Origin of the sequence: Rhodoferax aquaticus, assembly GCF_006974105.1 — a bacterium.
In the GTDB taxonomy this organism is placed as follows: domain Bacteria; phylum Pseudomonadota; class Gammaproteobacteria; order Burkholderiales; family Burkholderiaceae_C; genus Allorhodoferax; species Allorhodoferax aquaticus_A.
Window position 1 is genome coordinate 408738 of sequence record NZ_CP036282.1, and the last position, 22608, is coordinate 431345.

The following is a 22608-nucleotide window of genomic DNA, read 5'->3' on the forward strand; positions in this document are numbered from 1 at the left end:
CGTTTGAATCCCCCTGTCGACACCTGTGCCCAAGCGGGCCTTTTGCTACCCGTGCCCGCCCACGGGCGCTATTTGTTTTTTTCGCTACAGCCGGACGTAGCATCCCAGTCAGTCCAAGCTGCATTGCGTGCGTTGGCCGACCTGGTTGAGATCGCCAATGGCGAGACCTTGGTCTTGGGCATGGGGCTTGCGACCGTAGACGCCTTGGGCTCGAACGTCCCAGGCTTGCGCGTTATGCCTGATTTTTCTGGGCACGGAGTTTCCGTACCCACCACTTCCTTAGACCTTTGGTGCTGGCTACGCGGCGACGCGCGGGGGCCTTTGCTTGGTCAGACACGTGCAGTGGAACAGGCTTTGCACGCTGCCTTCCGCTTGGATCGGGTGCTTGAAGCCTTTCGCCATGGTGACCCCGTCGCAGAGCATGGCCGTGATCTCACGGGGTACGAAGACGGCACTGAAAACCCGCAGGGCGCGGACGCCGCCGATGCGGCGCTGGTCGCGCAAGGCGCTGTGGGCTTACGTGGCTCCAGCTTTGTAGCGGTGCAGCAGTGGCAGCACGATATGGACCAGTTTGAGCGTCTGGGGCCTCTTGCCCAAGACCATGCGGTGGGTCGTCGGCTTAGCGATAACGAGGAACTGGACGATGCCCCCGCCAGCGCCCATGTCAAACGCACCGCGCAAGAAAACTTCACGCCCAAAGCCTTTGTGTTGCGCCGATCTATGCCCTGGAGTGCTGGATTGCACAGCGGCTTGTATTTTGTGGCGTTTGGGCATAGTTTTGATGCCTTTGAAGCCCAAATGCGGCGCATGGCAGGGCACGATGACGGCATCGTGGACGGACTTTTTGCTTTCACTCGCCCGTTGAACGGCGCCTACCTGTGGGTCCCGCCCATGCAGGGTGGGCGGTTAGACTTGCGGCTTTTGGGGATCTCTGCGTAAGCCCCTTTGTGCAAGTGTTTGTTGTGCTTCTAAAAGCATAGCTGCTTGCGCTTTATCTGTAAGAGCTAGACCCGGTTTATGAGTCCAATTGTTGAACGTTTTTTACTGTATCTGGATGTGATCCGATGGAACCGGCCTGCGGGCTGGTTGCTGCTGTTGTGGCCTACCTTGTCGGCCCTGTTTTTGGCGGCGGGGGGCTTCCCGGGCTGGCACTTGATCGTGGTGTTCACCTTGGGCACGGTGCTCATGCGCAGTGCAGGCTGCTGTGTCAACGATGTGGCCGACCGCGAGTTTGACAAACACGTGAAACGCACGGCGCAGCGACCTGTCACCAGCGGTTCCGTGTCACCGCGCGAGGCCTTGGTGTTGGGGGCGGTGCTGGCCCTGTTAGCGTTTGCTTTGGTGCTGACCACGAATGGCGTGACCGTGGTGTGGTCTTTTGCGGCGCTCTTGGTGACTTTGATCTACCCTTTTGCCAAGCGCTATGTGTCCATGCCGCAGGCGGTGTTGGGCGTTGCGTTTAGCTTTGGTATTCCCATGGCGTATGCGGCGGTGCGCGGCGGGGCTATTGTCAATGTCTACACCCTGTGGGCGTCCATTCCGCCGCAGGCCTGGGTGCTGCTGTTGGGCAATCTGTTTTGGGTGCTGGCGTATGACACCGAATACGCCATGGTGGACCGGGACGACGATTTGCGCATCGGCATGAAAACCTCGGCCATTACGTTGGGCTCATGGGATGTGCCTGCCGTGATCGTGTTCTACGGTGCCTACTTGGGTATTTGGACGTGGGTGATGCAAACCAATGGAGCAGGCTGGGCGTGGTGGCTGGCCTTGGCGGTGGCTATCGGCCAAGTGGGCTGGCATGCCAAGCTCATTTACACCCGCACCCGTGAGGGTTGCTTCATGGCCTTTCGCGTGAACCACTGGCTGGGCTTTGCCTTGTTCATGGGTATTGTGTTGCGCTAGGCGCGCGCCCACAAAAAAGCCCGAGTCTGTGTAGCAGGGCTCGGGCTTTTTTTACGTCAGCCACAGGGTTTGTGGCAGCCGCGTAGGCGGGATTACTTGGCTGACAAGCACTCTTTCATGTGTTTCTTGCGCTCGTCGCCCTTGAGGTCTTTGGCTGACGCGTTGCAGGTTTTCATTTTGTTTTGCTGTGTAGTGGGCTCAGCGGCTGGCGCTTCGGCGGCGGCAGGCTTGGCGCTCAGGCACTCTTTCATAAAGGCCTTGCGTTCGTCGCCCTTTTTGTCAGCAGCGGCTTTGTTGCAAGTCACCATCTTGTTTTGCTGGGGTGTCTTGCCTTTGTCATCGGCAGCGTGCGCAGCGCCCACGCACAAAGAAAGACCCAAAATGACCAAGGTGAGCAGTTTTTTCATCAAATGTCCTAACAAAGTTGAAATCTGGGAGCATGGCGAGAGTGCCATGGAGGAGAAGAATACCCTGCAAATTGCAGCATATAAGCTGTGACATTTCAATGCGGAGTGTCCCATGCACATGCGCAAAGGGTGTAGCGGCGTGTGACCTTGGGGCCTGCTCGTAAAATAGCCGCATGTTGTCTGTAAAAATTGAACTGCTCGAAACCTTGGCGCATGCCTTGGACACTCTGTCACCCGGCGCAGGCGCTAAAGCGGCCTTTGAATCGCCCAAAGTGGCAGCCCATGGTGATTTCGCGACCACGGCGGCCATGCAATTGGCCAAGCCGCTCAAACTCAATCCCCGCCAATTGGCCGAAAACCTGTGCAATGCGCTGCGCGAAACCCCCGCGTTTAGCCAATGGGTAGACGCGCTGGAGATTGCCGGCCCCGGTTTCATCAACATCAAACTCAAGCCCGCGGCCAAGCAGCAAGTCGTGCGCGAAGTGCTCGCCGCTGCCGACAGTTTTGGTCAACAAGCCGCGCTGAACCAACGCATGCTGGTGGAGTTTGTCTCCGCCAACCCCACTGGCCCCCTGCATGTAGGCCATGGCCGCCAGGCGGCACTGGGCGATGCGATCTGCAACTTGTTTGCCACGCAGGGCTACAGCGTGCACCGCGAGTTTTATTACAACGACGCAGGCGTGCAAATTGACACCCTCACCAAGAGCACGCAGTTGCGCGCTAAGGGCTTCAAGCCGGGTGACACCTGCTGGCCCACCGACCCAGATAACCCCGAGAGTAAGGCGTTTTACAACGGCGAATACATCCAGGACATTGCCGATGCCTTCAAAGCCCAAGCCTCCATCAAGGCAGATGACCGTGAATTCACCGCCAATGGCGATGTGGATGATTACGACAACATCCGCCAGTTTGCGGTGGCCTACTTGCGCAACGAGCAAGACAAAGACTTGCAGGCTTTCAACCTGCACTTTGACCAGTACTACCTCGAGTCCAGCCTGTACACCAGCGGCCGTGTGGAAGCCGCTGTGGGCAAGCTCGTGGGCAATGGCAAGACCTACGAGCAAGATGGCGCGCTGTGGCTCAAGAGCACCGACTACGGTGACGACAAAGACCGCGTGATGCGCAAGAAGGACGGTAGCTACACCTACTTTGTGCCCGACGTGGCCTACCACATCGCCAAGTGGGAGCGTGGCTTTACCAAGGTAGTGAACATCCAGGGCACCGACCACCATGGCACGATTGCCCGTGTGCGCGCTGGCTTGCAAGCTGCGGATGTCGGCATTCCCCAAGGCTACCCCGACTACGTGCTGCACACCATGGTGCGCGTGGTGCGTGGTGGTGAAGAGGTCAAGATCAGCAAGCGCGCGGGCAGCTATGTGACCCTGCGTGACCTGATCGAGTGGACCAGCCAAGATGCGGTGCGCTTCTTCCTGTTGAGCCGCAAACCCGACACCGAGTACACCTTCGACGTGGACTTGGCCGTTCAAAAGAACAACGACAACCCGGTGTACTACGTGCAGTACGCGCATGCGCGCATCTGCTCGGTGCTTGCCGCGTGGCAGGAACAAGATGGCGGCAATGCGGCAAGTTTGTCTGGGGTGGACCTGTCTGCGCTGCAAAGCCCGCAGGCCATGGCCCTGATGCTGCTCTTGGCCAAGTACCCCGAGATGCTCAGCGCTGCGGCTTCAGGTTTTGCGCCGCATGATGTGACTTTTTACCTGCGTGAACTCGCGGCTAGCTACCACAGCTATTACGATGCTGAGCGCATCTTGGTGGATGACGTGCAAGTCAAGCAGGCGCGTTTGGCCTTGGTGGCGGCCACCGCCCAAGTGCTGCGCAACGGCTTGGCGGTGCTGGGCGTAAGCGCTCCGCAAAAAATGTAAGGTTTTCAATGAAAAGGCAGGGCATGAAAAATCAGCGCGGCGGTACCTTCTTGGGCTTCGTCATCGGAGTCGTCTTTGGTTTGGGTGTTGCCTTGGCGGTGGCGGTCTATGTGACCAAAGTGCCCGTGCCTTTTCTGAACAAGAGCCAAAGCCGCTCCGCCGAGCAAGACGTTGCTGAAGCCCAGAAAAACAAAGACTGGGACCCGAACTCGCCGCTGTATGGCAAGAACCCGGTCAAGCCCGCACCTGCGCCAGAGCCTGCTGCCGACCCCAACGCCAAGCCTGCGGACGCTAAAGCCGAAGCCAAGCCCGATCCGAAGGCTGAACCTAAGGCAGCGGCAAAGCCCGATGCCAAGGCGGATGCCAAAGCGCCTTCCGCGGATCCCTTGGGTGATTTGGCCAAGGCCAAAATGGCCACCGCCGATGGTGAAGGGGTGAGCTACTTTGTCCAAGTTGGCGCGTTTAAAACCTCCGAAGATGCAGAAGCGCACCGGGCCAAACTCTCGCTGAGCGGCATTGAGACCAAGGTGTCAGAGCGTGAGCAATCCGGGCGCACGGTGTTCAGGGTGCGCGTTGGCCCGTTCGAAAAAAAGGATGAGGCCGAGCGTTCCAAAGAAAAGTTGGACAAAGCCGGCCTAGACACTTCGTTGGTGCGCGTGCAGCGCTAAACCCCGGAACTATTGCGACCCTTTGTGGTCACATTCCAAGCTTATGGAGATCTCTTACATGAAACGTCGTGAATTTACGCAAGTCGCTGCTGGTGCAGTCGCCGCTTCGGGCCTGTGGGTGGCACCTGCAGCCCATGCCCAGTTTAAAAAGCCTGAGGCCGGCACGGATTACCAAGTTCTAGATATCCGCGCGGCGGTGGACGCACCCGCAGGCAAGATTGAAGTGGTCGAGTTCTTTTGGTACAACTGCCCGCACTGCAACGCGTTCGAGCCCACCTTGGAAGCGTGGGTCAAAAAGCTGCCCAAAGACGTTGCATTCCGGCGGGCTCCCGTCGCGTTTCGCGACGATTTTGTGCCCCAACAACGTCTCTACTACACGCTGGAGGCTATGGGCCTGTTGGACAAGCTGCACGCCAAAGTGTTTCAGGCGATCCACGCGCAGCGCCTGGATTTGTCAAAAGGCGAAGGCATCACCGCGTGGGTGGCCCAGCAAGGCGTAGACAAGGCCAAGTTTGTGGAGCAGTACAACTCCTTCACGGTCGTTACCAAAGCCCAAAAGGCATCCAAGCTGCAAAATGCCTACAAGGTAGAAGGTGTGCCCGCCTTGGGCGTTGCAGGGCGTTACTACACGGACGGATCTATCGCGCGCAGCATGGAGCGCGCCTTGCAAGTGGTCGACGCTTTGGTGGCCGGTATTCGCGCCGGCGCTTAAGCGCTTCATAGGTTTTCGCGCTCTAAAAGGCGCGGACTTGGGCCGTCGCTGGGTACAATGCCCCATGCGTTTTAGCAAGTTCCGTGCCTTTATGAAAAATCCCTGTTTCTATGTAATGTGGTCCTTGGCGATTGCCTTGGTGACCAGCCCGGTGTTTGCCGAAAAGGCAGACCGAGACAAACCTATGAACATCGAGGCCGACGCATTGCGCTACGACGACCTCAAACAGGTGAGCATCTTTACAGGGCGCGTGGTGTTGACCAAAGGCACTATCCAAATTCGTGGCCACCAAGTGGAGGTGCGCCAAGACCCCGATGGGTACCAATTTGGCCGCGTGATCGCCGCGCCTGACGCCTTGGCATTTTTTCGCCAAAAGCGTGAAGGTCTTGAAGAGTTCATTGAGGGTGAGGGCGAAACCATTGACTACGATGGCAAGGCAGACACCGTCAAGTTCACCAAAAAGGCGGTACTACGGCGCTTGCGTGGGGCTGTATTGGCAGACGAGATCACTGGTGGCGTCATCGTCTACGAAAACCTGACTGATATGTTTACGGTGGATGGCAACCATAGCAAAGGCGTTGCTGGTGCACCCACTGGGGGCCGCGTGCGAGCCATGTTGACACCTAAACCCGATGCGGTGGCACCCGGTACAGGGGCTGCAGCGCCAGCACTGCGCGCGACCACGACCTTAGGAGCACCGGCCAAGTGAGTGCGCATTCAGAAGTTGCCCCGGTGAGTAGTCTAGAAGCGCACCACCTGCAAAAGTCTTACGGCAAACGACAAGTCGTTAAAGACGTGTCACTGGCAGTGCGTACCGGCGAAGTGGTGGGCTTATTGGGCCCAAATGGCGCAGGTAAGACCACCTCGTTTTACATGATTGTGGGGCTCTTGCGAGCCAGTGCGGGCGACATCACCATTGATGGCCAGTCCATTGAGCACATGCCCATTCACCGCCGCGCACGCCTGGGCTTGGGGTATTTGCCGCAAGAGCAATCTATTTTTCGCAAGCTCAACGTGGAAGACAACGTGCGCGCCGTGCTGGAATTGCAAAAAGACGCCGACGGCAAGGCACTGAGCGGCGGTGAAATTGAATCGCGCCTGACGGCTTTGTTGCAAGACCTGCGCGTCGAGCATTTGCGCGAAAGTCCTTCTTTGGCCTTGTCCGGCGGTGAGCGGCGGCGTGTTGAAATTGCACGCGCCTTGGCCACCCGACCACGGTTTATCTTGCTGGATGAGCCATTTGCCGGTATTGACCCGATTGCGGTGATAGAGATTCAGCGCATCATCAATTTCTTGAAGGGTCGCGGCATTGGCGTTCTGATTACGGACCACAACGTGCGTGAAACACTGGGTATTTGTGACCACGCGTACATCATCAGTGACGGCCGCGTGCTGGCGCAAGGCACTCCTACCGAGATCGTGGACAACGCAGATGTGCGCCGTGTCTACCTCGGCGAAAACTTCAAGATGTGACCATGGCAAGTGTGCGCAAACGCTTCCTAGGCCTTGGCCCGCGAAGCGCCTTCTCTCGCTTAGTTTGGCCCCATGCCCCGTGCAGCCCTTTTAACGTCCGCAGGGTGGTTGTGAGATGAAGCAAGGGCTTTCCCTACGCGTCTCGCAACACCTAGCGCTGACGCCGCAACTGCAGCAATCTATTCGCCTCTTGCAGCTCTCTACCTTGGAGCTAAGCCAAGAAGTGGAGCAGATGCTGGATGAAAATCCGTTTCTGGAGCTCACCCAAGACGAGGCTGTGCGTGAAGACTTTGGCATTGCCCAGGCTGATACGCCGGTGACGCGCGACGACCGGGAAGCCGAAACTGCTCCTACTTCTATAGCTGACTACGCAAGTACCACGAGCGCTGAGGCCACCAATGACGATGAAGCCACCCCGCTGTCTGCCGATGATGGCGTGAGTTGGGAGGGCGATGGCACCACCGACATGGCGCCGGACGACGGCGAATGGGGTGGTGAAGCCAAGGCCAGTACCAACAACCTTGGTGATGATGGTGACTTTGACGCCACGGAGTTGGCGCGCACCCAAGAGTCTTTACAAGCCCATTTGCACCGCCAAGCGCTGCGCTTGCGCCTGAGCCCCACCGACACAGCCGCCCTGCGGTTTTTGATTGAGTCGCTCAACGACGACGGCTATTTGGATGAGCCACTGGAGGACCTTGCGCGTGGCTTGTGCGGCGGCGACTTGGATCAGCTCGATGATTTGGTTCACCACTTCACGGTCGCCCTGCACTTGTTGCATAGCCTAGAGCCCGTAGGGGTAGGCGCACGCAATTTGGGCGAGTGTTTGCGCTTGCAGCTCAAAGCCCTGCAGGCGGATGAGGATCTGAGCGATGAGCGCAGCGCCTTGCTGGCGGTGGCCGTGCGGATGTGCTCCCAGCCCATGGATTTGCTGGCTCGCCGTGACATCAAGCGCTTGGTGCAGCTGTGCGATGCCACCGATGCGCAAGTGCGCGAAGCCATTGCACTGATCGCGCGCTTGGAACCCAAGCCGGGGCGGCGTTTTGTGGACGTGCAGCGCAACATTGTGGTGCCCGATGTGCTGGTCGTTCCTGTGAGCAAGCGGCCTGGTGTAGTGAATACCAAGTTTCGGGTACTGCTTAACCCAGAGGTGATGCCGCGCTTACGAGTCCATGATATTTATGCCAATGTGCTGCGCAACCACCGTGGCGGCAAAGACACTGCCAGCCACGCTGCGCTGCAACAGCGCTTGCAAGAAGCCCGCTGGTTCATCAAGAATATCCAGCAGCGCTTTGACACGATTCTGCGGGTGAGCACGGCCATCGTCGAGCGGCAAAGTAGTTTTTTTGTGCATGGTGAACTGGCCATGCGCCCCTTGGTGTTGCGTGAAATTGCGGATGAGCTGGGCTTGCACGAGTCCACCATCAGCCGGGTCACCACGGCCAAGTACATGGCTACGCCCTTTGGTACCTTTGAGCTGAAATACTTCTTTGGCTCAGGTCTGGGCACCGAGTCGGGGGGTAACGCGTCCAGTACGGCAGTGCGGGCCTTGATCAAACAATTCATCAGTGCGGAGAGCAATCTCAAACCGCTGTCCGACAACCAAATCTCCGACATGCTCAAAGAGCAGGGCATTGAATGTGCCCGCCGTACGGTTGCCAAATACCGCGAAGGGCTCAAAATTGCCCCCGCTTCGCTAAGGAAAGCCCTGTGAACCAACTCCAACTCTTTTTACCCTGCGCCGCCGGCGTAGAAGACTATCTGGCGCCTGAGATTCTGCAAATCACAGGTTTGCCACCGGGGTGCATTACCAAGCAGCGCGGTGGCGTGGCGGTGCGCACTTCGTTTGCCCATGCCATGCTGCTCAATCTGTACAGCCGCTTGGCGCAGCGTGTGCTGGTGCTCTTGTCGTACACCGAGTACCGCAACGAACAAGACCTCTATCGCGCGGCTTGCGAAGTACCGTGGGAGCGCTGGTTCACACCCCGTCAAAGCATCAAGGTGGAAGTGACGGCCCAACACAGCCCTCTCACGTCCTTGAACTTTGCGGCCTTGAAGGTCAAAGACGCGGTGTGCGACCGGTTTCGCGAAAAAGCCAATGGCGTGCGCCCCGATGTGGACACCCAGTGGCCCGATGTGCGCATTTTTGCCCACCTGACCACGGATGCGTGCTCGCTGTACATCGACACCTCGGGCGAACCCTTGTTCAAGCGCGGCTGGCGCGAAGACAAAGGCGATGCGCCATTGAAAGAAACCTTGGCAGCCGCCATGATTGCCGCCAGCGGCTGGGCCTCTGGAGAAGAGGACCTGCTGCCCTTGTACGACCCCTGCTGCGGCAGCGGCACCGTGGCCATTGAGGCAGCGCAAATCGCCTGCAATATTGCGGCTGGCAGCTTGCGGCGCTTTGCGTTCGAGAAGTACGTGCCTTTTCAGCCCCAAGCATGGGCTGCCCTCAAACAAGAGGCTGCTGCCAATGTGGTCAAGCCCGAGCCTGGACAAACGACCCTGATCTACGGCAGTGATGTGTCCCACCGTATGGTGGACTTTGCCCAGCGCAACGCAGAGCGCGCAGGTGTGGGCGATGTGATTGAGTTTCGCGGTGGCGATGCCTTGCAACGTATGCCTCCTATAGAAGGCGGCGGCGTGATGGTGATGAACCCACCCTACGGCGAGCGCATTGGCATTGGCGGTGTAGCCGGGGAGGGCGAGCAAGCCCGTTTTGGCGCGCGGGAGTTGGCGCACACCGAAGACGGTGGCGAGTTCTTTAGCCAACTGGCCAGCCACTGGAAGAAGCACTACGCAGGCTGGAGCGCTTGGGTGCTCACGCCTGACCTCAAGCTGCCCGGAAAAATGCGTCTCAAAGAATCGCGCCGCGTGCCCATGTGGAATGGCCCACTGGAGTGCCGCCTGTTTCGCTTTGACATGGTGGCTGGCCGCGTGGGCAAAGACAAACCTGCGCAGGAACCCCGCGCGTGATCGTCATCGACACCAACGTGGTGTTGGACCTCTTCATCTTCAGCGACCCGGCAACACCTCCCTTGCGCGAAGCCTTGAGCACGGGCAGCCTGAACTGGATTGCCACGCAACCCATGCGTGACGAGTTGGAGCATGTGCTTGCCTACACGCACCTGCAGGGCCGTTTGGCGCATTACGGTTTGACCGCCGCAGACGTGCTGGCATGCTTTGATGCGCAAGTTCGCTTGGTGGAGGTCGCGGCCAAAGCGGTGGTGACCTGCAAAGACAAAGACGATCAAAAATTCATTGACCTGGCTGTGGCGCACCAAGCCATGCTGCTGAGCAAAGACAAAGCCGTACTCTGCATGCGAAAGAGGCTGCTAGCCCTTGGTGTGATTGTGCAGTCAGCTATGCAAACAATAGCAGTCTCCGCCTGAGTCATCGGACTGGCAGGGGGTCTTGCGCGCAAGGCGCAGTGTGGCTACAGTGACCTAGGGATTTCCCTTAACTCTAGGAGCGCGGTATGCAGAAATTTGTTCAGCGTTGCAAGCGGGGTGTAGTGGGTTTGGCTTGCATGACAGCAGTAGGCCTTAGTTATGCGGCGGAGACAGTCACCCTAGGAGCTGAGGATGACTGGGCCCCTTACAGTTCCAAAGTGGGTTCCGAAGCGCAAGGTTTTGCGGTGGACATCGTGCGCGAGGCCTTCAAGGCCGCAGGGGTCGATGTGAAGTTCTCGCCCGTGCCCTACGCGCGCTGCATGGCCGTTACCAAATCCGGTGAGCTGGCAGGCTGTTTTGACGCGGCACGCAACAGCACCTTAGAGAACGACTATTTGTGGCACGCCAAGCCGCTGTTCAACGCCAGGATCAATATCTACGCACCGGCAGACTCCAAAGAGTCAGGACTGACCCCCAAGAGCCTTGAGGGCAAAGTCGTGGGGGTGACCAATGGCTACGAGTACGGTGACGAGTTCGACACCAACACCAAAATCAAACGCGATGTGGCCAACCAAGACGAGCAAGGCTTTCGCAAGCTCCTAGCCAACCGCGTGCCCTATATGCTGGCCTATGAAAAAGTGGCCAATGCCGTGTTCACCAAAAACAAAGAATTTGCGGGTAAATTCAAGGCAGTGGGGATCACTGCAGACCCGGGCTTGTACATCGCCTTTAGCAAAAAGCACCCCGACGGTGCGAAATTTGTAGAGAAGTTCAACCAAGGATTTGAAACCATTGTGAAGAATGGCAAGTACAAGGCCATCGAAGTACAGTGGAAGTAAACGGACGCCAAGTGGCGCCCACGGCGGGGCTCAGGCCTCGCCCATCGCAAAGCTCTGGGCGGTTGCCTTAGGCCATGACTGGCGGTAGATCAAAGGCAGGCTGCTCAGCTCTTCGCCCAACAGGGCACCCGCGGGCATTTGCGTCAGAATCATTTGGGCCAGTGAGCGCACACGGTTGTCATGGGTGCGCCGCACGATGTGGTGTGCCGTGATTTCTCGGGGGTGGTTAACGCCCGCTGCCTGCACCAGCTCTTTCAGGGCAAACAGCGTTTTCTGGTGGAAGTTGTAGACGCGCTCTGCCTTGTCGGGTACTACCAGTGAGCGTTGGCGTAGCGGGTCTTGCGTAGCCACACCTGTGGGGCAGCTGCCGGTGTGGCAGGTCTGCGCTTGCAGGCAGCCCAGCGCAAACATAAAGCCGCGCGCGCTATTGCACCAGTCAGCGCCTAGTGCCATCAGGCGCGCTACGTCAAACGCACTCACCACCTTGCCAGCGCACCCCACCTTAATGCGGTCACGCAGGTTCACGCCACGCAGTGTGTTGTGCACCAAGAGCAGGCCTTCTTGCATGGGGGAGCCTACGTGGTCAATGAACTCCAAAGGGGCTGCACCGGTGCCACCTTCGGAGCCGTCAATCACAATGAAGTCAGGCGTGATGCCCGTGGCCAACATGGCTTTCACGATGGCAAACCACTCCCACGGATGCCCTATGCATAACTTGAAACCCGTGGGCTTGCCTCCAGAGAGTTCTCGCAAACGGGCGATGAATTGCATCATCTCTATGGGTGTGGAAAACGCACTGTGCGAAGCCGGTGATACGCAGTCCACCCCTTGGGGCACGCCACGTGCCTGGGCAATTTCTGCGGTGACCTTCGGGCCTGGTAGCACGCCGCCATGGCCGGGCTTGGCGCCTTGGCTGAGCTTGAGCTCAATCATCTTGACCTGAGGATCGGTAGCGTTGGCTTGGAACTTGTCGGCATTGAAGCTGCCATCGTCGTTGCGGCAGCCAAAGTAGCCCGAGGCTACCTCCCAAATAAGGTCCCCCCCGTGGGTTCGGTGGTGGACCGAGATCGAGCCTTCGCCCGTGTCGTGGGCAAAGCCGCCACGCTTGGCGCCTGCATTCAGGGCTTGAATGGCATTGGCGCTGAGCGCTCCAAAGCTCATGGCTGAGATATTGAACACGCTGGCAGAGTAAGGCTGCGCGGTGTTGGGCCCAATGGTGATCCGAAAGTCGTGCGAGTCGAGCACGGTAGGTGCGACCGAGTGGTTCATCCACTCGTAGCCCTGGGCGTGAACATCCAACTGGCTACCAAAAGGCCGCTTGTCTGATTCGCCCTTAGCACGTTGGTACACCAGTGAGCGCTGCGCTCTGGAGAAGGGCGTTGCCTCGTTGTCGCTCTCAATAAAGTACTGCCGAATCTCGGGCCGTATGAACTCCAGCATAAAGCGCAGACGCCCAATGATGGGGTAATTGCGCAATATGGACCGTTTGGTTTGCAGCAGGTCAGACAGCCCGGTGGCGCTGAGTACGCCGAACAGCAACAACGCACCGATGCCGTGACCGAAGACAAGTAGGCTAAACACGCTGAGCAAAAGTCCCAGCACACTTAAACCCATGGCCGTGTAGCGGATGGGAAACAGCGAATCCAACATATGCAGCATAACGACGCTCCTTGCGCGCCACGATAACAGCCCATGGCCTATTTGCACAGTCCGTGTTGTCGCTAGGCGGGGGTATTTGCAGTTGAACGGGCAAAATACGGGCTTTCTTACCTTTCAAACGCAGGAACGCACCATGACCCAAGACTCCGCCATTGCCACCCACCAGTTGGACGAGGACATGCTTGCCCAACCTTTGGAGGAAGAAGAGTTTGATGAAGTCGATGCCATTTTGGATGATTTGCGCACCCGCAACGACGAGACCCCCCAGTGGGAATTTTGCGAAGGGTTTATGGCTGCACTGGTGTGCTGCAGGCGCGCCATCCCCGTGGCGGAATACTTAGACGTGCTGTTGGGTGTTTCCGAGGCACCCGACAGTGAGGGCTCTTTTGCCGATGACGCACAGCGGCAGCGTTTCTTGCAGATATGGACACGCCGATGGGCCACGGTTGAAAAATCCCTCGATACGGAAGTCAAATCACTGGACGAAGAGGGGGCCTACCAGCCGGAGGTCATGGATGTGCGTGGCGCTTTGGCCAGCCTGACCCCCGAGCAACGTGCCGGGGTGCCAGATGCAGAAATTCCGGCGTTTGCACAAGTGTGGGCCTTGGGCTTTATGTGTGCGGTAGAAAACTGGCCCGAAGAATGGGCGGCACCCCGCGACAAAGATGCCGCCAAGTGGCTCGACGCCGCATTGGAGTTCATTGTTGCCTTGACCGAAGACGATGCGGGCCCTTTGGAGATTTCCCCGTTCGCCGAAGACGGCCCCCCCAGCATGAGCGCGCAGCGCTTGGATGCCTATGCCCAAGGTATCTGGGCTGTGTACGACCTGCGTGAGATTTGGCGCAGCATGGGCCCGCGTGTGGAAACCGTGCGCAAAGAAGCGGAGCCGGGCCGTAACGATCCCTGCCCCTGCGGCAGCGGCAAGAAGTACAAGAAATGCCACGGCGCCTAGGCGCTGGCGCTGCTGCATGCAATAGTGGCGCTCGCCTTGCTCAGATGACCTGTGGCAGCGATTCCGCTAAAAAGTCGTAGACCGCCCGTATGCGCGGGTTGGTGCGAATTTCACGGTGTACCGTGAGCCACACGGGCAAGGGCGCAATGGTCAGTGCAAGGGGCAAGATACGAACGATATCGCTTTCGTCATAGGCCATGTAATTGGCAAGAAAGCCAATCCCCAATCCCGCTTGCACGGCCCGCCACTGCACGATGAAGTCGTCCGTGCGCAGGGCAAAGGCTTCGCGCCCGACCGGGTAGCCCATGGCTTGAAAGCCATCGAGGATGGAGGTGTCCGTGTCGCCGCCTATGAGTTCGTGTTGCAGCAGGTCTTGCGGCACTCGGATGGGGCTTTTTCTGGCGAGGTAGCTGCGGTGCGCAAAGGCGCCTAAGCCAATGTCCCCTATCTTTTTGGCGACCAAAGAGGCTTGGTCGGGGCGCACCATGCGAATGGCAATATCTGCCTCGCGGCGCAGCAAATTGCTGATCGCATTGCTGGAGACGATTTCGACCTGAATCTCAGGCAGCGCCATGCGCATGCGCGCCAACACCGAGGGCAGCAGGTTAACGGCAACCGCCACGCTGGCCGTAATGCGTACCGTGCCGGTCGCCTTGGATTGCGCGCTGTCTAGGGTGTGCAAGAGCTGCGTCGCATTGCTTTGCATCGCCCGCGCATGCTCGGCGAGTTGGTGGGCGGTGTGCGTGGGGACCAAGCCGCGCCCCGTGCGCTCAAACAGGGCAACCCCTAGCTGCGACTCGAGTTCTGCAATGTGTCGCCCCACGGTGGGTTGGCTCATGCGCAAGACACGGCTTGCGCCTAGCAGACTCCCCTGATCCAACGCCGCCAAGAAAGACTTGATCAAGCTCCAGTCGAATGCAACAGACATAGGCTACTCGTATTCGTGCTATGCGGGAACGCATAGCAGCTATGAATAAATATGCAATTGTGTTGCAGCTTGAGGGCGAACACAATAGCCCCACTTCACCGGTTTTGGGTGGTCTTTGGAGTGTTGTGATGTCTTCTACTGTCTTGGTTTTGGGTGCTCGTGGTCGTTTGGGCTGGGCGAGTTGCCAGGCGTTTGCGCAAGCGGGCTGGCAGGTGATTGCACTGACGCGCGGCGGGGCCACTGAGCAGGTGCACCCAGCCGCAGCAGGTCCACACGACGCGCGCATCCGATGGGTGTCTGCAGACCTCTTCGATACCCGAGAAATCACGCAGTTGGCCCGGGGTGCCAGTGTGGTGGTGCATGCGATCAACCCGCTGTACACCAACAAGGTGTGGCAAACCCAAGCGCTCCCCATGCTGGACGCATCGATTGAGCTTGCTCGCGCCTTGGGAGCCACGTTGATGCTACCGGGCAATGTCTACAACTTCGGCACGGGCATGCCACCTGTGTTGACGGAACAGACCGCACAGAATGCAGACACCGTGAAAGGCGCAGTACGGGTCACCATGGAGCAGCGCTTGCAAGCTTCCGGTGTGCGCAGCGTTGTCATTCGCGCAGGCGACTTTTTCGGCAGTGGCACGGGGAGTTGGTTCGACAGCGCACTGGCCAAAGACCTGCGCCAAGGCCAATGGACCTACCTGGGTGCGAGCAACATCGCGACGCCATGGGCGTATTTGCCGGACTTGGCGCGCACGTTTGTGGCCGTCGCTGCAAAGCGGGAGAACCTTCCCATGTTTAGCCAGCTGCATTTTGCGGGATATAGCGTGACTGACCAGGCGTGGGCAGATGCCTTGGCGGCGGTGGCCCACGCAAAAGGCTGGCTTGCGCCCGGGGCAAGGCTGAAGCAAAAGGCTTTGCCTTGGCCCATCATTCGCATGGGGGCTTGGTTCAATCCGGTGTGGGCGGCTTTGCTGGAGATGCGCTACCTGTGGCAAACCCCGCACCGCTTGGACAACCAGGCCTTGTGCGCGCTGATTGGCACTGAGCCCCATACGCCGTTTAACGAAGCCGTACGTTTAGCGGCAGCTGATTTGCACGCGGTTGCCGGGTAGTTGAGGATCAGGTCGTAGCCGGGGTTGCAGGCGCGCGCAAGGGCAGCAATAGAACGAATTCGGTACCCAGCGCCTCGTTGCTGTTCACGGTAACCTTCCCCCCTAGCAAGCCCGTAACTAGAGTGTGCACGATGTGCAAGCCCAAGCCCGATCCCCCTTGGCCCAAACGGGTGGTGAAAAAAGGATCAAAGATGCGCTTGAGATGTGCCGGATCAATCGGGATACCACTGTTTTGGACGCGAACCTCGGCATGGTGCGTGCCCTGGCGGCGTGCAATGATGGTGATGTGACCCGGCGTTTCTGGCTCTAGCCCATGGATGATGGCGTTGTTAATCAGGTTGCTGAGTACCTGACCAAAGGCGCCAGGGTAGCTATCAAGTTCCAGCGTGAGTTCAATGTCTTGAACCAAATGGCATGCTGATTTACGTATGGCCGGGCTCAAAGTCAGGACGATTTCTGACACCACTGCACGCAGGTTAAAAAGGCGTCGTTGGGCGCTGGTTTGGTCCACCGCAACGCTTTTAAAGCTGCTGATCAAGGTTCCTGCCTGCGCTAAGTTACGAACCAAGATGTCGGCTGCGAACTGGGTGTCAGAAATGAACTGATCCAGCGTCGATTTGCGGACGCCCAGGGCGGATTGGGCTACAAACTCGCGAACCTTGTGGTCCAACGAACTCGCCACGGTGAGGCCGTTACCGATCGGCGTATTGAGCTCGTGCGACATGCCCGCCATCAAGGCCCCTAAAGAGGCCAACTTCTCGGATTGAACCAACTGTTCCATGGTCTCGTTCAAGGAGTCCAGCGTTTGCGACAACTCCTCATTGGCAGACTGCAGTTGCTGGGTACGTTCTTGTACGCGGTCTTCGAGCTGGGTGTTCAGTGCCATGACCTCTTCACGTGCCCGCAAGGGCTCGCTGACATCGATCAAGGTGGTCACAAACATAACGCCCTCTGGGTCTTCCAGCACCCGCCCAAACAAAGCAAACCAGCCATGACTGCCATCGCCGCGAACCATTTCTACCACCCAGTTGTCCACGGGTTTTCCTCCAAGCTGATTGTGTCGCCCTTGCGCACTATCTTGGGGGCTGGCCCACATGCCTAACTCGTCAAATGACTTGTTGCTGCTGTGTTCACGCGAGAACAAAAACGTGGCGTAGAAGGCATCATTGCGGAAAAACTGTCGGGTCCCCTCGCGAATGACGTGGTAGACCATGGGTACTGGCGATGATTCAAACAGCTTGAAAAACCGGGCCTGGCTTTCTCGCAGCGCAGTTTCTGCGGCCTCTTTATCGGTGACGTCAATGGCGCTTAAGCCTACGCCTATGGTGACTCCGCGGGAATCTTGCAGCACGTATTTGAGCGACTCGACATGCAATGTGGCACCGTCTTGAGCCTCTAAGGTGCTGCGGTATCGCTGGGCCTCTTTGCTTTGCATGGCGGCCAGGTCAGTGGCTCGAAAGGTGTCCGCCATTGCCAAGGGCAAGAGCTCATGGTCGGTTTTACCAATAACTTGGCTATTCGGCAGGGAATGCAATGCCAAGAAGGCCGGGTTGCAAAACACAAATCGCCCGTCCAAGTCTTTGGCTGCGATGGCGGTAGGGGAGTCTTTGAGCAAGGTTTGCAGCAATGCATGTTGCTGTTGCAACTCAGCCAGTGCTAGGGAGACCTCTTTCTGTGGACGTGCCACATAGCGCACAACCAAGATGGCGTTGATCGCAAACCCCAAGACGGCTCCCCCGACCATCCATGGGGCTGGCCCATGGAGCAGCCAAGCCCCGGCCACAAGCAGCCAAGGCAAGGTGACCATGCACACTAAGCGCAATGCGTTGGGCATACTAGGTTCTTAGTCCTGCAGCAAGTCATGCGGCATTGTGCGCGGTTTTGAACGTTGCCGGAAGTCTGGTTTGTGCCCACTGAGCACGTGTGCGCTCAGCAGGTGGGGGCGCTGAGTAACTCACAGACTCGGCTGAGCGCCCTGTGGACAGTTGCGGCGCGCACCGTAGTGCGGTCACCGGCAAAGATCTGGTGTTCACTGTAAACGCCATTGGGTAGAGCCCAAGCCAGCCACACCGTGCCTACGGGTTTTTCAGCGCTACCACCCGTGGGGCCTGCCACGCCAGTCACCGCAATGGCTACTTGCGCTGCGCTGCGTTGCAGCGCGCCTTGCGCCATGGCGCGCGCAACCGCCTCGCTCACGGCCCCATGCTGGCTGATTAGCTCGGCGGGTACCCCAAGCACGTCGTGTTTGGCAGCGTTGGAGTAGGTGACAAAGCCCCGTTCGAACCATGCGCTGGAGCCGGCAAGATCTGTGCACGCCGCGCTAATGAGTCCTCCTGTGCAGCTCTCAGCGGTCGCCAGCAACCAGTGCTTGTCTAAAAGGATACTTGCCAATGCCGCGCATAAATGCTGAGAAGAATGCTCACTATTTGATAGTGTTGCGACTGTGGCACTCACCATGCGAATCGCCAAAGTGCAATGACGAATAGAGTGCACGCTGCCGCCACCAAGTCATCCAGCATGATGCCAAAGCCAGCCTTTCGCCAGGCCCCGGAATCGGAGGCAGGATCTGCATGGTGGAACAATTGGTCCGCCCAAGCCACAGGGCCAGGTTTCACGGCATCGAAAAAGCGAAACAGCGCGAACGCTACTAACTGACCGGCCCAACTGGCAGGGCTGGCAATCCACAGAACCAGCCAAAACGCCACCACTTCGTCCCAAACCACGCTACCAGGGTCTAAAACCTCCATGTGCTGGGCGGTGAGGCTGGAGGCCCACCAACCAATGGGCAAAGAGGCCGCAATCAAGTAGCCCCACTTTGTGTCAGACATATAGGGCATAAGCGCGTAGAACGAAATCCAAGCCCATAAGGTACCTACGGTGCCGGGCGCTATACGGCTCAAGCCCGAGCCAAACCCCAGCGCTATGCAATGGGCTGGATGGGCCAGCATAAAGCGGGCCGTGGGGCGCGCCATCGCCATATCAGGCGGTGAGGCGTTGCAAGGCTTCGCGGTACTTGGCCGCCGTGCGCTCAATCACTTCTTTGGGCACGCGCGGGGCTGGCGGGGTTTTGGTCCACGGCTTGCCATCGACCAAGGCTTGTTCTAGCCAATCACGCACGAACTGCTTGTCATAGCTCGGCGGGTTGCTGCCTTCTTGGTAGCTCTCGTGCGGCCAGTAGCGCGACGAGTCGGGGGTCAGCACCTCGTCCATCAAGGTCAGGGTGCCGTCGCTGTCCAAGCCAAATTCAAACTTGGTGTCGGCAATGATGATGCCCTTGGTCAATGCAATCTCTGCGGCCGCTTTGTAAATGGCAATGCTGATGTCGCGAATGCGGGTGGCCAAATCCAGCCCAATGATTTCCACCGTTTTTTCAAACGTGATGTTCTCGTCGTGGTCACCCACGGCGGCTTTGGCGGCCGGGGTGTAAATGGGCTCGGGCAACTTGGATGCGTTCTTCAGCCCCGCAGGTAGCGGCACCCCGCAGACCTGGCCGTTGTCTTGGTACTCTTTCCAGCCGCTGCCCGCCAAGTAGCCGCGCACTACGGCCTCGATAGGAATGGGCTTGAGACGCTTGACCAGCATGGAGCGGCCTGTGACCTGAGGGATTTCCGCCGCCGTGACTACGCTCTCGGGTGCGTCACCGGTGAGGTGGTTAGGGCAAATGTTGGCACCGTGAGGGCCCAGCTTTTCGAACCAGAATAGCGCCATTTGGGTGAGCAATTCGCCCTTGCCAGGGATGGGTTCGCCCATGATCACGTCAAAAGCGCTCAAACGGTCGCTAGCCACCATCAGGATGCGGTCGTCGCCCACTGCATAGTTGTCACGTACTTTGCCGCGTGCTAGCAGGGTCAGGGAGGTGAGGGTCGAGGTGTGCAGAGCTGTGGTCATGGCGTCCAAATTAAAAAGGCCCACCCCGGCACAGGTGCCGGTCGGTGAGCCTTAGATTATCGCAAGTTTGAAATTGCGACTGTGTGCAATTTCCAAGCGTCAGCGCTTACTGTACGACTTGCTTGAGTTCGCCGCGGGCGTATTGCCCTGCCACGATGCTCAATGAGTGGCCTTTGATCTTGGCCGCTTGGCCTTCGCAGCCAAACTCCATGTAGCGTTGTTTGCACAGCTTTTTGGCTGCTTCACGGGCGGGCTTGAGCCACTCGCGGGCGTCGAACTTTTCGGGGTTCTCCACCAAGAACTTGCGCACTGCAGCGGTCATGGCCATGCGGATGTCGGTGTCGATATTGATCTTGCGTACGCCGAACTGGATGGAGCGCTGAATTTCTTCGACCGGCACCCCGTAAGTTTGCTTCATGGATCCACCGTACTCGTTAATGATGGCCAACAGGTCTTGCGGTACGCTGCTAGAGCCGTGCATCACCAAGTGGGTGTTGGGCAGGCGTTGGTGGATTTCCTTGATGCGCTCAATTGCCAATATGTCACCTGTGGGCTTACGGGTGAACTTGTAGGCACCATGGCTTGTGCCAATGGCAATTGCCAGTGCATCTAACTGGGTGCGCTTGACAAAGTCAGCGGCCTGCTCAGGGTCGGTGAGCAGTTGTTCTCGGGTCATGATGTCGTCGGTGCCGTGGCCATCTTCTTTGTCGCCTTGCATGGTTTCCAAAGAACCTAGGCAACCCAACTCACCCTCGACTGTGACGCCTACTTTGTGGGCCAGGTCGACCACCTTGCGGGTGACTTCGACGTTGTACTCGTAGCTGGCAATGGTTTTGCCATCGGACATGAGTGACCCGTCCATCATCACCGAGCTGAATCCAAGGTTGATGGCACCTTGGCACACGTCTGGGCTTTGGCCATGATCTTGGTGCATCACAACCGGAATCTCAGGGTAGCTCTCGACAGCGGCAAGGATCAAATGCTTAAGAAAACCTTCGCCTGCGTATTTGCGCGCGCCTGCGCTAGCTTGCATGATGACGGGGGCGCCCACTTCTTTGGCCGCCTCCATGATGGCCTGGACTTGCTCCAGGTTATTGACGTTAAAGGCCGGTATGCCGTAGTTGTTTACTGCTGCATGGTCCAGCAATTCGCGCATGGAAACGAGTGCCATTTCTAGATCTCCGCTGAAGTTGGTAACCGCTTGGTAACTTGTACCGATGTTGGATTCTAACTGCCGAGGGAAAACCCCAAGAAAAGCACAAGCGCCGTTTCCAAACGCTTGTTTCTTGTTTGCTTAACTGACCGCGCAAATTTTCAGCATATTGGTGCCGCCAGGTGCCCCCATGGGCTCGCCGCAAGTAATGGCGTAAACGTCGCCCTTTTGCACAATGCCACGGGACTTCAGATGGTTCTCAGCATCTTGCAACGCCGTGTCACGGTCAGCGCTAGTGCCCATCAGCAAGGGGCGTACGTTGCGGTACAGAGTCATCTTGCGCTGTGTGGCTACTTTGGGCGTCAATGCATAGATGGGGACATGCACCAAATGACGGCTCATCCAAAGGGCTGTAGAGCCGCTGTCGGTCATTGCCACAATGGCTTTAGCATCCAAATGGTGGGCTGTAAACAGGGCCCCCATAGCGATGGTTTGGTCAATACGGTGGAAGGTTTTTCCCGTGAAGTCTGCGTCGAGCTTCACGTGCTCTCCACTCTCGGCAGCGAGGCAAATTTTGGCCATTTCAATCACGGTTTCCAATGGGTACTTGCCTGCTGCAGTTTCTGCAGACAACATCACCGCATCGGTGCCGTCCAGTACCGCATTGGCTACATCGCTGACTTCCGCACGGGTGGGCACGGGGTTGGTGATCATGGACTCCATCATCTGCGTGGCGGTAATGACCACCTTGTCGTGCGCACGAGCCAACTTGATCATGCGTTTTTGCAGAGCAGGCACAGCGGCATTGCCCACCTCTACCGCCAAGTCACCCCGAGCGACCATGATGCCGTCACTGGCAAGCAAAATTTCTTCCAAGCGAGGAATGGCTTCTGCGCGTTCAATTTTGGCAATCAGGCTAGGAACGTGGTTGTATTCTGCTGCGGCCACATTGCACAGTTGGCGCGCCATTTCCATGTCGGTGGCGTTCTTGGGAAAGCTCACTGCCACATAGTCCGCCTGGAAGCTCATCGCCGTGCGGATGTCTTCCATGTCTTTGCCTGTAAGAGCCGGGGCGGTCAAGCCACCGCCTTGCTTGTTGATGCCCTTGTTGTTCGACAACTCCCCGCCCAACTTCACGGTGGTAAACACTTGTTCACCTTTGACCGAGTCGACTGTGATCACGATCAAGCCGTCGTTGAGTAGCAATACGTCGCCTGACTTCACTTCACGTGGAAGTGCTTTGTAGTCGAGTCCCACCGCGTCAATGTCGCCGAGTTCCGTGCGAGCGGCGTCCAGAACAAACTTTTGGCCAGGCTCCAGCATGACCTTGCCTTCAGCAAACTTGCCCACACGGATCTTGGGTCCTTGCAGGTCGGCCATGATGGCGACCTCACGCCCTGCACGAATAGCAGCCTCACGTACCAAGCGGGCGCGGTCAATGTGGTCTTGTGCCTTTCCATGGCTGAAATTCAATCGCACCACGTTGACACCGGCGCGAATCATTTGCTCCAGCAACGCTGGATCACTGGATGCTGGGCCGAGAGTAGCTACGATTTTTGTTGCGCGACGGGGCATGGGGTCAGACTCCTGTAATTAAGTTTCTATTTTCCCATGGAACCGGTTACAGAGGCGTGTCG

At 58.1% G+C, this 22608-nt stretch carries 22 protein-coding genes; 13 read left to right on the forward strand and 9 right to left on the reverse strand.

Annotation, left to right across the window (positions count from 1 at the left end; all coding sequences use genetic code 11):
• Window positions 1–3: 3 nt before the first annotated feature.
• Both EXZ61_RS01930 and ubiA read left to right on the forward strand, forming a co-directional pair.
• Entirely contained in the window at window positions 4–939 is a 936-nt protein-coding gene (locus EXZ61_RS01930) for a Dyp-type peroxidase (protein WP_237219059.1), read from the forward strand.
• A 78-nt stretch (window positions 940–1017) separates the two neighbouring features.
• Window positions 1018–1905, forward strand: coding sequence for a 4-hydroxybenzoate octaprenyltransferase (ubiA, locus tag EXZ61_RS01935; protein WP_142808496.1), 888 nt, complete (start codon window positions 1018–1020; stop codon window positions 1903–1905).
• A gap of 92 nt (window positions 1906–1997) precedes the next feature.
• Here ubiA and EXZ61_RS01940 read toward each other — a convergent pair whose 3' ends face one another.
• The gene (locus EXZ61_RS01940) at window positions 1998–2312 is read right to left on the reverse strand and encodes a PsiF family protein (RefSeq protein WP_142808498.1); all 315 of its coding nucleotides are present in this window, start codon (window positions 2310–2312) and stop codon (window positions 1998–2000) included.
• A gap of 173 nt (window positions 2313–2485) precedes the next feature.
• Between EXZ61_RS01940 and argS the strand changes: the two genes are divergently transcribed.
• The 9 genes from argS (at window position 2486) to EXZ61_RS01985 (ending at window position 11279) form a co-directional block, all read left to right on the forward strand.
• A complete protein-coding gene (gene argS / locus EXZ61_RS01945; protein ID WP_142808500.1) occupies window positions 2486–4195 on the forward strand; it encodes an arginine--tRNA ligase in 1710 nt (569 codons plus the stop codon).
• Window positions 4196–4218: 23 nt separating this feature from the next.
• Window positions 4219–4863, forward strand: a complete 645-nt coding sequence (locus EXZ61_RS01950) for an SPOR domain-containing protein (protein WP_237219060.1) — start codon at window positions 4219–4221, stop codon at window positions 4861–4863.
• 58 nt (window positions 4864–4921) lie between these two features.
• Entirely contained in the window at window positions 4922–5575 is a 654-nt protein-coding gene (locus EXZ61_RS01955; protein WP_142808504.1) for a thiol:disulfide interchange protein DsbA/DsbL, read from the forward strand.
• Window positions 5576–5666: 91 nt separating this feature from the next.
• Window positions 5667–6284, forward strand: coding sequence for a lipopolysaccharide transport periplasmic protein LptA (gene lptA, locus EXZ61_RS01960; RefSeq protein WP_142808506.1), 618 nt, complete (start codon window positions 5667–5669; stop codon window positions 6282–6284).
• Window positions 6281–7048: an LPS export ABC transporter ATP-binding protein gene (gene lptB, locus EXZ61_RS01965; protein ID WP_142808507.1), complete on the forward strand. Its 768-nt coding sequence runs from the start codon at window positions 6281–6283 to the stop codon at window positions 7046–7048. The genes lptA and lptB overlap by 4 nt, the downstream gene beginning before the upstream one ends.
• Window positions 7049–7163: 115 nt before the next feature.
• Window positions 7164–8762, forward strand: a complete 1599-nt coding sequence (rpoN, locus tag EXZ61_RS01970) for an RNA polymerase factor sigma-54 (protein ID WP_142808509.1) — start codon at window positions 7164–7166, stop codon at window positions 8760–8762.
• Entirely contained in the window at window positions 8759–10024 is a 1266-nt protein-coding gene (locus EXZ61_RS01975) for a THUMP domain-containing class I SAM-dependent RNA methyltransferase (protein ID WP_142808510.1), read from the forward strand. The genes rpoN and EXZ61_RS01975 overlap by 4 nt, the downstream gene beginning before the upstream one ends.
• Window positions 10021–10440 carry a putative toxin-antitoxin system toxin component, PIN family gene (locus EXZ61_RS01980; protein ID WP_142808512.1) on the forward strand — a complete coding sequence of 140 codons (420 nt, stop codon included), beginning with the start codon at window positions 10021–10023 and terminating at the stop codon, window positions 10438–10440. Before EXZ61_RS01975 ends, EXZ61_RS01980 begins: the two co-directional genes overlap by 4 nt.
• A gap of 86 nt (window positions 10441–10526) precedes the next feature.
• Window positions 10527–11279 (forward strand): substrate-binding periplasmic protein, encoded by a 753-nt coding sequence (locus EXZ61_RS01985; RefSeq protein ID WP_237219061.1) that lies wholly within the window; start codon window positions 10527–10529, stop codon window positions 11277–11279.
• Between the two features lie 30 nt (window positions 11280–11309).
• Here the strand turns inward: EXZ61_RS01985 and EXZ61_RS01990 are convergent, their stop codons facing one another.
• The gene (locus tag EXZ61_RS01990; RefSeq protein WP_142808514.1) at window positions 11310–12938 is read right to left on the reverse strand and encodes an FMN-binding glutamate synthase family protein; all 1629 of its coding nucleotides are present in this window, start codon (window positions 12936–12938) and stop codon (window positions 11310–11312) included.
• A 133-nt stretch (window positions 12939–13071) separates the two neighbouring features.
• Here EXZ61_RS01990 and EXZ61_RS01995 point away from each other — a divergent pair, with 133 nt between their 5' ends.
• The gene (locus tag EXZ61_RS01995; protein WP_142808516.1) at window positions 13072–13890 is read left to right on the forward strand and encodes a YecA/YgfB family protein; all 819 of its coding nucleotides are present in this window, start codon (window positions 13072–13074) and stop codon (window positions 13888–13890) included.
• 40 nt (window positions 13891–13930) lie between these two features.
• Here EXZ61_RS01995 and EXZ61_RS02000 read toward each other — a convergent pair whose 3' ends face one another.
• Window positions 13931–14818: a LysR family transcriptional regulator gene (locus EXZ61_RS02000; RefSeq protein WP_142808518.1), complete on the reverse strand. Its 888-nt coding sequence runs from the start codon at window positions 14816–14818 to the stop codon at window positions 13931–13933.
• Between the two features lie 128 nt (window positions 14819–14946).
• On the opposite strand from EXZ61_RS02000, the gene EXZ61_RS02005 reads away from it, so the two are divergent.
• Window positions 14947–15930 (forward strand): sugar nucleotide-binding protein, encoded by a 984-nt coding sequence (locus EXZ61_RS02005; RefSeq protein ID WP_142808520.1) that lies wholly within the window; start codon window positions 14947–14949, stop codon window positions 15928–15930.
• Window positions 15931–15937: 7 nt separating this feature from the next.
• Here the strand turns inward: EXZ61_RS02005 and EXZ61_RS02010 are convergent, their stop codons facing one another.
• From EXZ61_RS02010 to pyk, 6 genes are all read right to left on the reverse strand, one after another.
• Entirely contained in the window at window positions 15938–17764 is a 1827-nt protein-coding gene (locus EXZ61_RS02010) for a PAS domain-containing sensor histidine kinase (RefSeq protein WP_142808522.1), read from the reverse strand.
• 95 nt (window positions 17765–17859) lie between these two features.
• Entirely contained in the window at window positions 17860–18387 is a 528-nt protein-coding gene (locus tag EXZ61_RS02015) for a CinA family protein (protein ID WP_142814065.1), read from the reverse strand.
• A complete protein-coding gene (locus EXZ61_RS02020) occupies window positions 18381–18902 on the reverse strand; it encodes a phosphatidylglycerophosphatase A family protein (protein WP_142808524.1) in 522 nt (173 codons plus the stop codon). Before EXZ61_RS02020 ends, EXZ61_RS02015 begins: the two co-directional genes overlap by 7 nt.
• Before the next feature lie 7 nt (window positions 18903–18909).
• A complete protein-coding gene (locus EXZ61_RS02025) occupies window positions 18910–19818 on the reverse strand; it encodes a phosphoribosylaminoimidazolesuccinocarboxamide synthase (protein ID WP_142808526.1) in 909 nt (302 codons plus the stop codon).
• 106 nt (window positions 19819–19924) lie between these two features.
• On the reverse strand, window positions 19925–20989 hold the full coding sequence (gene fba, locus EXZ61_RS02030) for a class II fructose-bisphosphate aldolase (protein ID WP_142808528.1): 1065 nt from the start codon (window positions 20987–20989) through the stop codon (window positions 19925–19927).
• Between the two features lie 123 nt (window positions 20990–21112).
• Window positions 21113–22546, reverse strand: coding sequence for a pyruvate kinase (pyk, locus tag EXZ61_RS02035; RefSeq protein WP_142808530.1), 1434 nt, complete (start codon window positions 22544–22546; stop codon window positions 21113–21115).
• Window positions 22547–22608 lie beyond the last annotated feature (62 nt).

What these genes read in the sequence shown, in the direction of transcription:
- ubiA (WP_142808496.1), top strand. Translation starts at nt 1,018, where the DNA reads ATGAGTCCAATTGTTGAACGTTTTTTACTGTATCTGGATGTGATCCGA.
- EXZ61_RS01940 (WP_142808498.1), bottom strand. Translation starts at nt 2,312, where the DNA reads ATGAAAAAACTGCTCACCTTGGTCATTTTGGGTCTTTCTTTGTGCGTG.
- argS (WP_142808500.1), top strand. Translation starts at nt 2,486, where the DNA reads ATGTTGTCTGTAAAAATTGAACTGCTCGAAACCTTGGCGCATGCCTTG.
- EXZ61_RS01950 (WP_237219060.1), top strand. Translation starts at nt 4,219, where the DNA reads ATGAAAAATCAGCGCGGCGGTACCTTCTTGGGCTTCGTCATCGGAGTC.
- EXZ61_RS01955 (WP_142808504.1), top strand. Translation starts at nt 4,922, where the DNA reads ATGAAACGTCGTGAATTTACGCAAGTCGCTGCTGGTGCAGTCGCCGCT.
- lptA (WP_142808506.1), top strand. Translation starts at nt 5,667, where the DNA reads ATGAAAAATCCCTGTTTCTATGTAATGTGGTCCTTGGCGATTGCCTTG.
- rpoN (WP_142808509.1), top strand. Translation starts at nt 7,164, where the DNA reads ATGAAGCAAGGGCTTTCCCTACGCGTCTCGCAACACCTAGCGCTGACG.
- EXZ61_RS01985 (WP_237219061.1), top strand. Translation starts at nt 10,527, where the DNA reads ATGCAGAAATTTGTTCAGCGTTGCAAGCGGGGTGTAGTGGGTTTGGCT.
- EXZ61_RS01990 (WP_142808514.1), bottom strand. Translation starts at nt 12,938, where the DNA reads ATGCTGCATATGTTGGATTCGCTGTTTCCCATCCGCTACACGGCCATG.
- EXZ61_RS01995 (WP_142808516.1), top strand. Translation starts at nt 13,072, where the DNA reads ATGACCCAAGACTCCGCCATTGCCACCCACCAGTTGGACGAGGACATG.
- EXZ61_RS02000 (WP_142808518.1), bottom strand. Translation starts at nt 14,818, where the DNA reads ATGTCTGTTGCATTCGACTGGAGCTTGATCAAGTCTTTCTTGGCGGCG.
- EXZ61_RS02005 (WP_142808520.1), top strand. Translation starts at nt 14,947, where the DNA reads ATGTCTTCTACTGTCTTGGTTTTGGGTGCTCGTGGTCGTTTGGGCTGG.
- EXZ61_RS02010 (WP_142808522.1), bottom strand. Translation starts at nt 17,764, where the DNA reads ATGCCCAACGCATTGCGCTTAGTGTGCATGGTCACCTTGCCTTGGCTG.
- EXZ61_RS02015 (WP_142814065.1), bottom strand. Translation starts at nt 18,387, where the DNA reads ATGGTGAGTGCCACAGTCGCAACACTATCAAATAGTGAGCATTCTTCT.
- EXZ61_RS02020 (WP_142808524.1), bottom strand. Translation starts at nt 18,902, where the DNA reads ATGGCGCGCCCCACGGCCCGCTTTATGCTGGCCCATCCAGCCCATTGC.
- EXZ61_RS02025 (WP_142808526.1), bottom strand. Translation starts at nt 19,818, where the DNA reads ATGACCACAGCTCTGCACACCTCGACCCTCACCTCCCTGACCCTGCTA.
- fba (WP_142808528.1), bottom strand. Translation starts at nt 20,989, where the DNA reads ATGGCACTCGTTTCCATGCGCGAATTGCTGGACCATGCAGCAGTAAAC.
- pyk (WP_142808530.1), bottom strand. Translation starts at nt 22,546, where the DNA reads ATGCCCCGTCGCGCAACAAAAATCGTAGCTACTCTCGGCCCAGCATCC.